Source organism: Sphingobacterium sp. 18053 (assembly GCF_902706145.1).
GTDB classification, from domain to species: Bacteria; Bacteroidota; Bacteroidia; order Sphingobacteriales; family Sphingobacteriaceae; genus Sphingobacterium; species Sphingobacterium paramultivorum.
In genome coordinates, this window is the sequence record NZ_CACSJW010000043.1 from 1 (window position 1) to 458 (window position 458).

The 458-nt window shown below is 74.2% G+C and carries 1 pseudogene; it reads right to left on the reverse strand.

The features are described 5' to 3' along the window. Nucleotides 1-458: pseudogene (locus GVK91_RS27205) on the reverse strand (flavin-dependent oxidoreductase); the annotation flags it as partial.

Below are 458 nucleotides of genomic sequence, written 5' to 3' on the forward strand. Positions count from 1 at the left end.
GCGATGGCGCGTGCGTCCAGCAGCGCCTGGGTCGCGCCGTTCGAGCCGATCGGGTACATGGGGTGGGCCGCGTCGCCCAGGAGCGTCACGCCGCGGCCCTGGCGCCAGCGCGGCAGCGGGTCGCGGTCCACCATGGGCCATTCGAGGATCTGCGTGGCCTGCGCGATCAGGCCCGGCACGTCCACGAAGCCGAAGCGCCAGGTGCCGAAGGTGGGCAGCAGATCGTCCACCGAGCCGGGGCGGCTCCAATCCTCGCGTCCGGGCGCCGTGAGGCCGCCGCCGAAGCCGTCCTCGCGCAGCCGGCGGTCGGCCACCCAGTTGATCAGCTGCAGGCCGTCCCCGCGCGGCGGCGCGATGGGGTAGACGACGAATTTCGCGCGGCGGTGGCCGGCCTGCACCATGGTGCGGCCGTCCATGAACGGGCGGGCCCAGGTGGTGCCGCGCCACATCATCATGCC